12 protein-coding genes and 1 tRNA gene are annotated in these 13942 nt (G+C 74.6%); 7 read left to right on the top strand and 6 right to left on the bottom strand.

Annotation, left to right across the window (positions count from 1 at the left end; all coding sequences use genetic code 11):
• Positions 1–206 precede the first annotated feature (206 nt).
• Complete coding sequence (locus ACI79F_RS14070) at positions 207–833, top strand: hypothetical protein (protein WP_456546600.1); 627 nt, start codon at positions 207–209, stop codon at positions 831–833.
• A 248-nt stretch (positions 834–1081) separates the two neighbouring features.
• Here ACI79F_RS14070 and ahpF read toward each other — a convergent pair whose 3' ends face one another.
• The 4 genes from ahpF to ACI79F_RS14050 form a co-directional block, all read right to left on the bottom strand.
• On the bottom strand, positions 1082–2671 hold the full coding sequence (gene ahpF, locus ACI79F_RS14065) for an alkyl hydroperoxide reductase subunit F (protein WP_456544057.1): 1590 nt from the start codon (positions 2669–2671) through the stop codon (positions 1082–1084).
• Positions 2672–2763: 92 nt separating this feature from the next.
• Complete coding sequence (ahpC, locus tag ACI79F_RS14060) at positions 2764–3327, bottom strand: alkyl hydroperoxide reductase subunit C (RefSeq protein WP_456544056.1); 564 nt, start codon at positions 3325–3327, stop codon at positions 2764–2766.
• 147 nt (positions 3328–3474) lie between these two features.
• Positions 3475–4308 carry an alpha/beta fold hydrolase gene (locus tag ACI79F_RS14055; protein WP_456544055.1) on the bottom strand — a complete coding sequence of 278 codons (834 nt, stop codon included), beginning with the start codon at positions 4306–4308 and terminating at the stop codon, positions 3475–3477.
• Between the two features lie 34 nt (positions 4309–4342).
• Positions 4343–5752: an MFS transporter gene (locus tag ACI79F_RS14050; protein ID WP_456544054.1), complete on the bottom strand. Its 1410-nt coding sequence runs from the start codon at positions 5750–5752 to the stop codon at positions 4343–4345.
• Between the two features lie 145 nt (positions 5753–5897).
• Between ACI79F_RS14050 and ACI79F_RS14045 the strand changes: the two genes are divergently transcribed.
• The 4 genes from ACI79F_RS14045 to ACI79F_RS14030 all read left to right on the top strand — a co-directional run bounded on the left by ACI79F_RS14045 (position 5898) and on the right by ACI79F_RS14030 (position 10824).
• Positions 5898–7391: a class I adenylate-forming enzyme family protein gene (locus tag ACI79F_RS14045; protein ID WP_456544053.1), complete on the top strand. Its 1494-nt coding sequence runs from the start codon at positions 5898–5900 to the stop codon at positions 7389–7391.
• 53 nt (positions 7392–7444) lie between these two features.
• On the top strand, positions 7445–8131 hold the full coding sequence (locus tag ACI79F_RS14040) for a TetR/AcrR family transcriptional regulator (RefSeq protein ID WP_456544052.1): 687 nt from the start codon (positions 7445–7447) through the stop codon (positions 8129–8131).
• Positions 8132–8316: 185 nt separating this feature from the next.
• The gene (locus ACI79F_RS14035; RefSeq protein WP_456544051.1) at positions 8317–9495 is read left to right on the top strand and encodes an amidohydrolase family protein; all 1179 of its coding nucleotides are present in this window, start codon (positions 8317–8319) and stop codon (positions 9493–9495) included.
• 207 nt (positions 9496–9702) lie between these two features.
• Positions 9703–10824 carry an NDMA-dependent alcohol dehydrogenase gene (locus ACI79F_RS14030; protein ID WP_456544050.1) on the top strand — a complete coding sequence of 374 codons (1122 nt, stop codon included), beginning with the start codon at positions 9703–9705 and terminating at the stop codon, positions 10822–10824.
• Positions 10825–10879: 55 nt separating this feature from the next.
• Here the strand turns inward: ACI79F_RS14030 and ACI79F_RS14025 are convergent, their stop codons facing one another.
• Positions 10880–11374 (bottom strand): hypothetical protein, encoded by a 495-nt coding sequence (locus tag ACI79F_RS14025; protein WP_456544049.1) that lies wholly within the window; start codon positions 11372–11374, stop codon positions 10880–10882.
• Between the two features lie 328 nt (positions 11375–11702).
• Here ACI79F_RS14025 and ACI79F_RS14020 point away from each other — a divergent pair, with 328 nt between their 5' ends.
• Positions 11703–13058, top strand: coding sequence for a sensor histidine kinase (locus ACI79F_RS14020; protein WP_456544048.1), 1356 nt, complete (start codon positions 11703–11705; stop codon positions 13056–13058).
• A complete protein-coding gene (locus ACI79F_RS14015) occupies positions 13055–13684 on the top strand; it encodes a response regulator (protein WP_456544047.1) in 630 nt (209 codons plus the stop codon). The genes ACI79F_RS14020 and ACI79F_RS14015 overlap by 4 nt, the downstream gene beginning before the upstream one ends.
• A 58-nt stretch (positions 13685–13742) precedes the next feature.
• Here ACI79F_RS14015 and ACI79F_RS14010 read toward each other — a convergent pair.
• Positions 13743–13815: transfer RNA gene (locus ACI79F_RS14010), tRNA-Lys, on the bottom strand.
• Between the last annotated feature and the right edge of the window lie 127 nt (positions 13816–13942).

The raw sequence follows: 13942 nt of genomic DNA, 5'->3' as shown, positions 1-13942 counted from the left end.
CCGGCTGCCACCCGTCCGCCGGGGAGGACCGGTGCAGGGGTGCGCTCACGCAGGCGACGGTAGGGGCGCCGGCAAGCCGTCTCCGCAGGTCGGCGCTTCTTGCGGTGACCTTGCGGTTGCCGGGCGGGTGCCCTGCGGATGGCCCTCCAGAGTCTGTCCTGTCGCCGGGAACACCCGCCGACACCGAGACCCGAGGGAGACCAGCAGTGAGCAGCCAGACCGCGTCGACCGCCCGCCGGCGCCGGAACCGGGCCCGCGTGGTGGCGTCGGTCGCCGTCCTGGGCGTCTCCGGCGCCGTGGCCGGCCTCGCCACCTACGGCACCTTCACCGACAGCACCAGCCCGGTGGTCACCACCACCGCGACCGGCGTGCTGTCCATCGACCTGGCGAAGGCCTCCGGCGCCGCGACGCTCTCGCTGTTCCCGCACGGCGGCTTCCTGGCCGGCGACTCGGAGAGCAGCCCGATCGACCTGGTGAACGACGGCACGACGCCGCTGTCGCGGATCTCGCTGGCCTCGGCGGCGACGACCTCCAGCGCGCTGGACGCCGACCCGGTCGACGGCCTGCAGCTCACGGTGCGCGACTGCTCGGTGGACTGGGCCCAGGTCGGCGGGGCGTGGAGCTGCCCGGGCACCGAGGCGACGCTCTACTCCGGCCGGATCCTGCTCGACGAGTCGCTGCCGGGCCTGGGCAGCCTCGCGCCCGGTGGGGTGGACCACCTGCTGCTCACCGCGGCGCTGCCGGCCACGGCCGAGGACGAGTCGGTGGCCGGCGCCTCCAGCGCCCTGGACTTCACCTTCACGGCGGTCCAGCGGGACGGCGCCGCGCGATAGACGACCGGCCCCTCACGGGGCCCGGGTCGACCAGCGTCTCCGCGGCACGGGGGGACGGAGCCGCTGGTCGGGGGGAACCGGGCGCCGCGGGGGGCGGGGAGCACGGCCGGGACTGCGACGCACGGGGGGACGCAGCTCCGGTCGGGCGGGCACTGCGCTGCACGGGGGGACGCAGCGCCCGTCGACGGGGGAACGAGAGGGGCCGGTGCGGAGAACTCCGCACCGGCCCCTCGTCGTCGTGTCCCGGGTCAGGCGGTCACGGGCTCCCCGGTGGGGGCGGTGACCCGGATGAGGTGGTCGAAGGCGCTGAGCGCGGCGGTGGAGCCCGCGCCCATCGCCGTCACGATCTGCTTGTACGGCTCGGTCGTGCAGTCCCCGGCGGCGAAGACGCCGGGCACCGAGGTGGCGCCGCGCTCGTCGACGACGATCTCGCCGCGCGCGGTGAGCTCGATGCTCCCCTCCAGCCACTCGGTGTTGGGCAGCAGCCCGATCTGCACGAACACGCCGGACAGCTCCAGCCGCCGGGTCTCGCCGGAGGGCCGGTCGGTGTAGGTCAGCCCGGTCACCCGGCTGCCGTCGCCGAGCACCTCGGTGGTGGCGGCGGAGCGGACGACGTCGACGTTGGGCAGGCTGTGCAGCTTGCGCTGCAGCACCTCGTCGGCCCGCAGCCGGTCGTCGAACTCGACGAGCGTCACGTGCGCGACGACGCCGGCCAGGTCGATGGCGGCCTCGACGCCGGAGTTGCCGCCGCCGACGACCGCCACGCGCTTGCCCTTGAACAGCGGGCCGTCGCAGTGCGGGCAGTAGGTGACGCCCTTGTTGCGGTACTCCTGCTCGCCCGGGACGCCGATGTGCCGCCAGCGGGCGCCGGTGGCCAGCACCACCGACCGGCCCTGCACGTGGGCGCCGCTGGCCAGCTCCACCGTGTGCAGCCCGTCCTCGGTGTCGGCCGGCACGAGCTTGGCCGCCCGCTGCAGGCCCATGACGTCGATCTCGTACTCGGCGGCGTGCTGCTCCAGCGCGGCGGCGAGCTTCGGGCCCTCGGTGTAGGGGACGGAGATCAGGTTCTCGATGGCCATGGTGTCGAGCACCTGGCCGCCGAGCCGCTCGCCGATCACCCCGGTGCGGATGCCCTTGCGGGCGGCGTAGATGCCGGCGGAGAAGCCGGCCGGGCCGGCGCCGACGACGAGGACGTCGAAGGGCTCCTTGCCCTCGATGGCCTCGGCGGCGCGCTCGGTGGCGCTGGTGTCCAGCTTGGCGAGGATCTGCTCGAGGGTCATCCGGCCCTGGTCGAACACCTCGCCGTCGACGAAGACGGTCGGGACGGCGAGCACGCCGCGCTCCTCGACCTCCTCGCGGAACACGCCGCCGTCGATCGCGGTGTGCCGGATCCGCGGGTTCAGCACGCTCATCACGTTGAGCGCCTGCACCACGTCGGGGCAGTTCTGGCAGGTCAGCGAGAAGACGGTCTCGAAGGTGTACTCGCCCTCCAGCGACTGGATCTGCTCGACCAGCTCCGGGGAGATGTTGGGGGTGTGGCCGCCGACGTGCAGCAGCGCGAGCACGAACGAGGTGAACTCGTGGCCCAGCGGCAGGCCGGCGAAGCGGACCGAGACGTCGGTGCCGCTGCGCTCGATCGCGAAGGAGGGGCGGCGCTCGTCGTCGTCCCGCCGGACGTAGGTGACCTGGTCGGACAGGGCCGCGACCTCGGTGAGCAGCTCCTCCGTCTGGGCGGACTTCGCGCCGTCGTCGAGGGAGGCGACCAGCTCGATCGGCCGCTTGAGCAGGGTCAGGTGCTGGGCGAGCTGCTTCGCGAGGGCGGGGTCGAGCACGGGCACGTCGGGGCCTCCGGGGTGCGAGAGGGGTGGTGAGACGGGACCGGCGCGGGGCGGGCGGGAGCCCGCCCCGCGCCGGGTGCGACGGAGGACCGTCAGATCTTGCCGACGAGGTCCAGGCTCGGGGCGAGGGTGGTGTCGCCCTCCTCCCACTTGGCCGGGCAGACCTCGTTGGGGTGCTCGCGGACGTACTGCGCGGCCTTGACCTTGCGCAGCAGCTCGGCGGCGTTGCGGCCGACGCCCTCGGAGGAGATCTCCAGGAACTGGATGACGCCGTCCGGGTCGATCAGGAAGGTGGCGCGGTCGGCCAGGCCCTGGCCGGGCCGCATGACCTCGAAGTTGTTCGTGATGGTCCCGGTCGGGTCGCCGACCATCGGGTACTGGACCTTGGCGATCGTGTCCGAGGTCTCGTGCCAGGCCTTGTGCGTGAAGTGGGTGTCCGTGGACACCGAGTAGATCTCGACGCCGAGGGCCTTGAAGTCCTCGTACAGGTCGGCCAGGTCACCGAGCTCCGTCGGGCAGACGAAGGTGAAGTCGGCCGGGTAGAAGAAGACGACGGACCAGCGACCGCGCAGGTCGGCGTCCGAGACGTCGACGAACGCACCGTTGTGGAACGCGGTGGCCGAGAACGGCTTGATCTCGGTGTTGATGAGGGCCACTGGGAACTGCCTCCGCTCGTTGGGGTGGACAACCTGCTTTTCTTGAACCATACAAGAAAGGCAGGAGCTGCCACGAGCGCCGACACGGGGAGGTACGTCACGTCGCGTTCCCGTGGCGGGAACGCCCCGGTTGTGGCAAAGAGCAGGTCAGGCGGGCGTCCGCGCCAGGTCGTCGATCAGCCGGGCGACCGTGACCGGGTCCTCGAGGACCAGGTGGTGGTGCAGGCCGGGCACCCGCACGGCGCGGACGCCGGGCAGCATCCGGGCGACCTCGGCGGCCTTCGCCTCGTCGACCACGGGGCTCTCCCCGCCGGAGACGTACGCGACCGGCACGGTGAGCGTGGTCGCGGCGTGCATCACGTGCTCGTCGTAGAGGGTCGGGAACTGCTGGCTCCCGTGCTTCCACGTCCAGCCGCCCTCCACCGGGCGCACGGAGTACTCCGCCACCGGGTCGAACAGCTCGGCGGGCGGGGGAGGCTGTGGCGGCGCGAGGCGGAAGGCGGCGACCGCGGCCTCGCGGGTCGGGTGGACCCGTGGCGGCCGCGGCGGGGGCAGCGTGCGCCCGCGCAGCGTGTCCGGCAGCAGGATCCCGCAGTCCAGCAGTACAAGGCCGGCGACCCGGTCGGGGTGCAGGCCGCCGGCGAGCAGTGCCACCCGGCCGCCCAGGCTGTGCCCGACGACGACGGGCCGCCGTGCACCGGCGGCCTCGGCGACCGCGAGCACCTCGCGCGCCCACTGCTGCCCGGAGTACCCGGTGCGGTGGCCGCTGTCCCCGTGCCCGCTGAGGTCGAGCACGACCACCCGCCAGCGGTCGGCCAGCAGCGGGACGACGCCGTGCCACCACACGTGGTGGGCGGCGTGCCCGTGCACGAGCACGAGGTCGCCGGCGCGGGCGTCGTCGTCCCGGCCGGTGACGCCGTACCGGATCGGCGTCCCCTCCACGACGACCTCGTGCGGCAGGGCGGCTGGGGTGTCGGGCACGGCTGGCATGGTGCACCACCGGCCCGGGGCCGGCTCAGGCGTCGATGCCGTCCGGTATCCGGTCGGGCACCGCGGGCAGCTCCGGCGCCGGCTGACGGGTGTCCTGCATGCGGACCAGCACCAGTGTGGCGGCCAGCGCGCAGGCCGCGGTCAGCAGGAACACCACGGCGAACGGGCCGGGCGTCGTCGCGTCGCCGGCGAGCGCGGTGAACAGGCCGATGCCGATGACCGCGCCGACCTGGAAGCCGGTCTGCTGCAGCGAGGCGGCCAGCCCGACGTCGCGGGCGTCGACCGCGGCGCCCTGCGCGGCGAGCATCCCGGGCGCCGCGTGGCCGTGGGCGTAGCCGCTGAGCGGGATGGCGATCGCGAGGGCGACCAGCGACTGCGCCCACGCCCCGGCCGCCATCGACGCGAGGACGACGGTGAACGCGACGCAGGCGACCAGGACCACCCGCCGCTCGCCGAAGCGCGTGCCCCACCGCCCGGCCGTGGGCGACGCGATGAGGATCGACAGCGCCCGCGGGACGGTGAGCAGCGAGGTCACCGCCGCGGTCAGCCCGAGCACGCCCTGCAGGAACAGCGGGGTCACCACGAAGTTGCCCATGTACCCGGCGCCGAGCAGCAGGCTGGCGCCGGTGATGACCCGGACGTTCCGCGAGGCCAGTACCCGGACCGGAAGCAGCGGCGACGCGGCCCGCCGCTCGACCCGGACCAGCAGCCACACGCCGAGCGGGACGAGGGCGAGGCAGACGACGGGCAGCGGCGACCAGCCCCAGACGGCCAGCCGGTTGACGCCGAAGGTCAGCGCGAGCGTCGTCCCGGCCAGCGCGAGGGCGCCGGGCACGTCCAGCGAGCCGGGGGTCCGCTCGTCGTCGGCCGGCACGACCAGCAGCGACAGCACCAGCGCGAGCACGCAGAACACGACCTGGCCGAGGAAGATCGCCCGCCAGCCGACGAGGTCCACCAGCGGCCCGCCGACGACCACGCCGATGACCGCCGCGGCCGAGGTGACCGCGCCGACCCGGGCGCTGGCGCGCATCCGCTCGCCGGGCGGGGCCACCCGGAACAGCAGCGCGACCGCGGTCGGCACCGTGGCCGCGGCGCCGGCCTGGGACAGGGTGCGCGCGGCGATCAGGCTGGTCGCGTCCCAGGCCAGGGCGCTGGCCGCGGCGAACAGGGTGGCCGCGACCACGCCCGCCAGGTAGACCCGGCGGTGGCCGTGGAGGTCGCCGAGCCGGCCGAACAGCGGCGTGGTGACCGCCGCGGCCAGCAGCGGCGCCGTGGTCACCCACACGACCGTGGAGGGCAGCGCGTCGAGGTCCTCGGCGATCGGCTGCACCGCGATCGTCAGGATCGTCGACGGGAACGCCGTGGTGAACAGCCCCAGCAGGAGCGCGGCCGGGACCCACCGGCGCGCGGGGGACCCGGACTCGGAAGCGTGCACCCGGCCCTCTCCCTCGTGCAGCCGGCGGAGCCGGCCGTCGCGTACGACGACCGATGGTCGCACGATCCGCGCACCGTCCGTGATGGACGCCGAAAGCCTTCCCGTGTGAGGGTCGACACGCTGTCGCGCCAGGCGAGGGGGTGTCGTGGGGACCGACGAGGGGATCCCGTACGGCCGCAGGCTGACCGAGCTGGCCCGCGCGCGCGGCGACGCCACGGCGCTGATCGCCGCCGCGGCCGACGGGACGGAGCAGCGGCACGGCTGGGCCGACCTCGAGCGGCGGGCCAACCAGGTCGCGCACAGGCTGGCGCGGGCGGGCGTGGGGGAGGGTGACCTGGTCGCCCTGGGCCTGCCGAGCACCGCCGAGCACGTGGTCGCGACCTTCGCGGCGTGGAAGCTCGGCGCCGTCGTCCTCCCGCTGCGCCCGGAGCTGCCCGGCTGGGAGCGTGACCGGCTGCTCGCCCTGGCCGGCCCGCGGCTGCTGATCGGGGACTGGCCCGACGCCCCGGCCGGCACGCTGACCACCGCCGACGTCCGCGCGACGGCCGGCGAGGACGACACCCCGCCGCCGGGCGACCCCGTGCCGCCCTACGCGCGGCTGATCGCCACCTCGGGCTCCACCGGGACGCCGAAGGTCATCGTGGCGCCCTCGCCCGGCCGGTACGTGCCCGCGCCGACGGTGATCGACGCCGGCCAGTCGGTGCTCGCGGTGTGCCCGCTGTACCACACCAACGGGTTCGCCTCGTGCTTCCCGACGCTGCTCGGCGGCGACCCGGTGGTGCTGGTCGAGAGGTTCGACGCGGCCCGGGTGGTCGACCTGATCGAGCGGCATCGGGTCTCCGCCGCGATCATGGTCCCGACGATGCTGCAGCGGATCGCCCGGCTCGAGGGCGTGCGGGAGCGGGACCTCTCCAGCCTGCAGCGGGTGGTCTACGGCGCCGCGGTGCTGCCCGAGTGGGTCACCCGGATCTGGCTGGAGCTCGTGCCGCCCGAGCGGTTCATGTTCACCTACGGCGGCAGCGAGGCGCTGGGCATCGTGGCGTGCACCGGCGTCGAGTGGCTCGCCCACCCGGGGACGACCGGCCGCGGCACGGACTGCGAGGTCGCGATCCTGGGCGCCGCCGGCCGCCGCCTGCCGGCCGGCGAGGTCGGCGAGATCTGGCTGCGACCGCTGTCGGGCGCCACCGAGGCGCCGTTCCGCTACGTCGGCGCCGAGACGCCGGCCCCGCTGGAGGGCGGGTGGCGCACCTTCGGCGACATGGGGCGGCTGGACGACGAGGGCTTCCTCTACATCGCCGACCGGCGCCAGGACATGATCGTCACCGGCGGGGTGAACGTCTTCCCCGCCGAGGTCGAGGCCGCCCTGTCCGAACACCCGGAGGTCGCCGACGTCGCGGTGATCGGCGTCCCCGACCCGGAGTGGCAGCGGGCGGTGCACGCCGTCGTCCAGCCCCGTGTGTGGCCCGACCCGCCGGCGGCGGAGGACCTGCGGGCCTGGTGCAAGGAGCGGCTCTCCGGGCCGAAGGTGCCCAAGTCGTTCGAGTTCGTCGAGGAGCTGCCGCGCACCAGCGCCGGGAAGATCAACCGGACCCGGCTGGCGGCCGAGCGCGCGCCGGCCGGCGCGGACACGGCCGGGTGACCCGCGGGCGGTCGCCGGGGGACCGGCGCCGTCCGCGAACTACTGTCGCGCCGGTGGCCGACGCGCAGGGGACCGGTGGCGGTCCGCGGCCGCGCCCGCGGGCCCGGATGGAGCGCGGCGACGCCTCCCGGCAGCTGATCCTCGCCACGGCCGAGCGGCTCTTCGCCGAGCGCGGCGTGGCCGCGGTGTCCAGCCGGCACATCGGCGAGGCGGCCGGGCAGCGCAACAGCGCCGCGGTCGGCTACCACTTCGGCACCCGGGCCGACCTGGTCCGCGCGATCCTGCGCCGCCACTCCGAGCCGATCGAGCGGCGGCGCGAGGAGATGGTCGGCGCCCTGGGGGCAGAGCCCGGGCTGCGCGACTGGGTCGCCTGCCTGGTGCGCCCGTCCACCGACCACCTCGCGGAGCTCGGCGACCCGACGTGGTTCGCCCGGTTCCGCGCGCAGGTGGTCACCGACCCGGCGCTGCGCGAGCTGGCGCTCGAGGACAGTGCCCGGTCCGCGGCGCTGCGCCGGGTGGTCGAGGGACTGCGGGAGTGCGTCGCCGACCTGCCCGACGCCGTCTACCGCGAGCGCCGCGAGATGGAGGTCCAGCTGCTCGTGCACGGCTGCGCCGACCGGGAGCGCGCGCTGGCCGACGGCCGCCCCACGGCGCGGGCCAGCTGGCACGACGCGGCGACCGGCATCGTCGACGCGCTCGTCGGGCTCTGGCGTGCGCCGGTGTCGCCGCCCGGGCCCTGAGGTGGGCCGCGGCGGCATGCGGCGCGGTTTAAATCAACTGTTGTAATCCAAGCCCGGCGTCCGTAGCGTCGGCCCCACGGCGGGCGGGGCCCCGCCGGCACGCCCGCCCCCGACGGTGGAGGCGTGCTCATCCCGGAACGGACGAGCAGCCGGTGCCGCGGCGCCCGGCGGACGAGGAGGCAGCGGTGACCGCACTGGTCGAGGGCCTGCGGGTGGTCGACGCCGACGCCCACATGACCGAACGCCACGACCTGTTCACCCGGCGGGCCCCGCGGGGCTACGAGGACCGCGTGCCGCACGTCGAGCGCATCGACGGCGTGGACATGTGGGTGATCGAGGGCAGGACGTTCGGCCGGGCCGGCTCGGGCGGGACCATCGACCTCGAGGGGAAGAAGCACCCCTGGCGGGACTCCCAGGGCGGCTCGTGGGGCATCCAGGACGTGCACGTGGCCGCCTGGGACCCGAAGGCGCGGATCGAGCTCATGGACGAGCTCGGCATCCACGCGCAGGTCGTCTACCCGAACGCGATCGGCCTCGGCGGCCAGAACTTCGCCAACTCCGGCTCCGACCCGGCGCTGCTGCGGCTGGTCGTCGAGATCTACAACGACCACATGGCCGAGGTGCAGGCCGAGTCGGGCAACCGGCTGCTGCCCATGCCGATCATGCCGGCGTGGGACATCGACGCCTGCGTGCGCGAGGCGCAGCGCTGCGCGGGGCTGGGCATGCGCGGCGTGAACATGACCGCGCACCCGCAGGACGCCGGCTCGGCCGACCTCGGCGACCCCGCCTGGGACCCGTTCTGGGAGGTCTGCGCCGGGATGAAGCTGCCGGTGCACTTCCACATCGGCGCCAGCCAGACCTCGCTGTCCTACTTCGGCACCACCTACTGGCCGAGCCAGGACGACTACGTCAAGCCCGCGATCGGCGGCGCCTCGCTGTTCCTGAACAACTCCCAGGTGCTGCTCAACAGCGCCTACTCGGGCATGTTCGACCGGCACCCCGAGCTGAAGATGGTCTCCGTCGAGAGCGGCATCGGCTGGGTGCCGTTCATGCTCGAGGCGATGGACTACGAGCTCGAGGAGAACGCCCCCGAGTGGTTCGACACGTTGCAGAAGCTGCCCTCGGAGTACTTCCGCGACAACTGGTACGCCACCTTCTGGTTCGAGAAGGGTCGCGGCGACCTGCAGCACCTGATCGACACGGTCGGCCAGGGCAACGTCATGTTCGAGACCGACTTCCCGCACCCGACGTCGCTGCACCCCAACCCGCTGGACATGGTCAAGGAGCAGGTCGGCAGGCTCCGCCCGGACACCCAGGTCGCGGTGATGGGCGGCAACGCGGCGGAGCTCTACCGCCTCTGGTAGCCGTGGCGCGGTCGGGCGGGCCGTCCCGCCCGACGGCCGTCCCGCCCGACCGCCGGGGCGGCGAGAGGGGTCCCGGGCGGGCGGGGACCCCGCTAGCATCCGGCTCTCCAGCGTCCTCGAACCCCCTCCGCCGGATCCCCTCGCCACCGGGCGGCGACCTCGAGCACCACGGCCGGCCGCTCACCTCCGAGCCCAGGAGACGCAGCCGTGAAGACCCGTAGCGCAGTCCTCCACACGCAGCCCGGCCGGTACGAGGTGACCGAGGTCGACCTCGACGAACCCCGCGAGGGCGAGCTGCTCGTCCGGATGGCCGCCGTCGGGCTCTGCCACACCGACGACCACGACGTCCCGCCCGGGTCCGCCCCGCCGCTGCGCCTCCCGCTGGCCGGCGGACACGAGGGCGCGGGCGTCGTCGTCGGCGTCGGCCCGCACACCCCCGGGTGGGCCGAGGGCGACCACGTGGTGCTGAGCTTCGTCGCCGTCTGCGGCCGGTGCCGGATGTGCTCGACCGGCCGGCAGAACCTCTGCGACCTCGGCGCCCGCATCTTCACCGGCGCCCGGCTGGACGACCCCAGCAGCTTCCGGATGTCCTACGAGGGCCGGCCGGTGGCGCAGGCCTACGGCGTCTCGGCGTTCAGCGAGCACACCGTCGTCGACGCCCGGTCGGCGGTCCGGATCGACCGCGACCTGCCGCTGGACAAGGCGGCGCTGGTCGCGTGCGGCGTCCCCACCGGGTGGGGGTCGGTGACCAACATGTCCGACGCCCGGGCCGGTGACGTGGTCGTCGTCATGGGCGTCGGCGGGGTCGGGATGAACAGCGTGCAGGCCGCGCGGGCCATCGGCGCCCGGGCCGTGATCGCCGTCGACCCGGTCGAGTTCAAGCGGGAGAGCGCGAAGCAGTTCGGCGCCACGCACGCCGTGGCCACCATGGCCGAGGGCACCGAGATCGCCCGGTCCCTGACCGGCGGGCAGGGTGCCGACGCCGCGGTGGTCGCTGCGGGCGTCGTTACCGGCGACCTCGTCGCCGAGGCGGTGGACGCGGTCCGCAAGGCCGGCACGGTCGTCGTCACCGGCACCGGCAGCATGCGCCAGCGCGGCATCCCCGTCAGCAACACGCTGCTGACGGTCTTCCAGAAGCGGATCCAGGGCGCGCTGTTCGGCGGCTGCAACCCGCAGTGGGACGTGCCCAGCCTGCTGGCCCAGTACGTGGCCGGGACGCTCAAGCTGGACGAGCTCGTCACGCGGACCTACACCCTGGAGCAGGTGGCCGAGGGCTTCGACGACATGAAGGCCGGCCGCAACATCCGGGGCGTCGTCCTCTTCGAGTGACGAGCCGCCGGACGCGAGGCGGGCACGGCCTCCGCGCCGGCGGCGTGAGTCGCCGCTACGGCCTGCGCCGGCCCACGTCCCGTTGCCGGGCGTCGGCCGACGCCGACGGGCGCCGGCGGCGGGACGGGTGGAGGACGACGGACCGGCCGACGACGACCATGCCCCGGCTGGAGGGTTCGGTCGTGGTCACCGTCGGGCTCGCCGAGAACGCCTCGGGATCGGCCGCCAGACGCGTCTCGACCAGCTGCATCACCGCGTCCCGCACGCGGGCGACGACCGCCACCTCGGCGCTGGCGTCGGGCAGCACGTTCACCCACCTCTCCAGGCCGGCCTCATAGGCCTCGTGCAGGAAGACCGGCGCCGGGTCCTCGGGGTCCATGGTCCGCCACAGCTCCTCGTGCAGGAGCCCGTACCGCCCGGGCGGCCCAGGGAAGCCCGTGCCGGGGCTCGGCTCGATCGCCCGCTGCGCGACGACGCTCTCGGGGACCTCGGCCACGACCCCCGCGAGGTCCTGCGGTGGCTCCACCCAGACCAGCCGGACAGTCAGCACCCTGCGCTCCTCCGCTCGGACCGGCCCCGGACACCGGTCGTCACGGCACGAGTCAAGCACCGGGACGTCCACGGCTCCCGTAAGCGAACGGCCTATGCCGCGCAGCCCGCGGCGCCGCGGTGCGGTTCTGCGCCTTGACGCGACGCCCGCGCCGACCCCTCGGTCCGGGAGGCTGCGCGGGACCGCACGGAGGCTCCTCGTGTGCCGGGAGGAGCCTCCGCCGTGCGGGCGACACCTGTCAGGACGACGTCCCTCGACAACCGGGGTGACGCACCGCACACTGCGTCCCTGCCCCGGCACCTCCCGTGGGGCCGCCCCCGAGGACCCTGTGAGCTCACACGTCGACGTCAGCACGCCGCGCACGGTCGTGCTCGCGGACGGCCGCGGGACGTCCGGCCGCGAGGACGGGACCACGCGCCGCGTGCTGGTCCGGATGTCCGTCGGGACGGTGGTCATCCTCGTCGTGATCGCCGTCGGCGGGTACTTCGCGAGCGCCCGCCTGGCCCGGCACGAGGTCCTCGAGAACATCCGCACGCTGAACGAGGCGATCACCCACGCCCTCGTCGAGCCGACCAGTGACGAACTGCGGGCCGGGGACCCGGCGGCGCTGGCGGCCCTCGACGACGCGGTCCGTGAGCACCTGCTGCCGGAGACGCCGATCGAGCGGGTCAAGCTGTGGACGGACGACGGGCGGATCGTCTACAGCGACGAGGCCGAGCTGATCGGCGACACGTTCCCGCTGGCCGAGGAGCTGCTCGACGTGCTCCGGTCGGAGGGGTCGAGCACGACGGTCAAGGACCTGAGCGCCGAGGAGAACCGGCTCGAGCGGACCGGCGGCGACACCAGGCTGCTGGAGGTGTACACGGCGGTCCACACCGACAGCGGGGAGAACCTGCTGTTCGAGGCCTACGTCCGCTACGACGTCCTGGAGCAGCGCCAGCGGGACGTCCTGGCCTCGTTCGCGGGCATCGGGCTGGTGGCTCTCGGGCTCCTCGCGGTGCTCCAGTTCTGGCTGGCCTCGGCCACCCTGCGGCGGCTGCAGCGCGAGCGCAGCCGCATGGCCAGGCGGACCGCGGAGGCGGTGGAGGAGCAGCGCCGTCAGATGGCCCGGGACCTGCACGACGGCGTCGTCCAGGACCTGATCGGCGCCACCCTCCTGGTCAGTGCCGGCACGGGACCGCTCCGGGCCGCGGGCCGGCCCGACGCCGCCGAGGACCTGCGCGCGGCCGAGGCGAGCATCCGCACGAGCGTGCGCAGCCTGCGGTCCCTGCTCATCGACCTCTACCCGGCGAACCTGCGCAGCTCCGGGCTGCGCGCCGCGCTGCTCGACCTGATCGACCCCGTCCGGGCCCGCGGCGTGCGGGTCCACCTCGACCTGCCGGACGACCCGGAGCTGCCCGACCACCTGGAGGCGGCGCTGTACCGGACCGCCCGCGAGGCGGTGCGCAACGCGGTCCGCGACGGCCACGCGGGCGAGATCTGGGTGACCGTCCGCCTCGCCGACGAGGAGGTGTCCCTGGCCGTCCGCGACGACGGGGACGGCTTCGATCCCGCCGCGCCCGTGGCGGAGGGGCACCTGGGCCTGCGGGGACTCGCCGACGAGGCCGAGGTGCTCGGCGGCGTGCTGGAGGTGACCTCGGCGATCGGCCGGGGGACGGAGCTGCGGCTGGTGCTGCCCCGGTGATCCGGGTGCTGGTCGTGGACGACCACCGGGTCGTCCTCGCCGGGCTGGCCCGGGTGATCGACGCCGCCGAGGACATGCAGGTCGTCGGGGTGGCCTCGGACGGGGACCTCGCCGCGGACCTGGTCGCGCGCACGCGGCCGGACGTCGTCCTGATGGACCTGTCCATGCCCCGGGTCGACGGCGTCGTGGCGACCCGGCGGGTCCGCGAGCTGAGCCCGGAGTCCCACGTCCTCGTGCTCACGTCCTTCTCGGACCGCGAACGCATCGTCGACGCCTTCCAGGCCGGTGCCGTCGGCTACATGCTCAAGGACAGCGAACCCGAGGACCTGCTCAAGGGGCTGCGGGCCGCGGCCCGCGGGGAGTCCCCGCTCGACCCCCGTGTCGCCCGGGAGGTCCTCCGCGGCGGTCCGGCACTCACCACCCGGCCCGAGCTCACCGACCGGGAGCGGGCGGTCCTGCGCCTGGTCGCCCAGGGGCTGGCGAACAAGCAGATCGCGACCCGCCTCGGCATCCGCGAGGGCACGGTCAAGGCGCACCTCAGCCACGCCTTCCAGCGCATCGGGGTCTCCGACCGGACCTCGGCGGCCCTCTGGGCCCGGACGCACCTGCCGAGCCACCCGACGTAGTCAGGAGCGGGGGGCGCCGGCGCGCCCGTCGTGCGCCGCCGGCGGGGGAGGGGGTGGGTGCGCCATCAGGGACTCGAACCCCGAACCCGCTGATTAAGAGTCAGCTGCTCTGCCAATTGAGCTAATGGCGCGTGTCGACCGGAGCACCGGGCAACGAGGGGAAACGATACCAGCGCCGGAACGACCCCCGCCGGGTGCCCCCGGAGCCGCGGCCGACGGACGCCGCCGTATCGCCTTCGCGTGGGACTCTGGATCGGC

This window comes from Blastococcus sp. SYSU D00868, assembly GCF_054050575.1.
The sequence above is the reverse complement of the archived record's forward strand: the minus strand, read 5'-3'. Positions and strand labels throughout refer to the sequence as shown.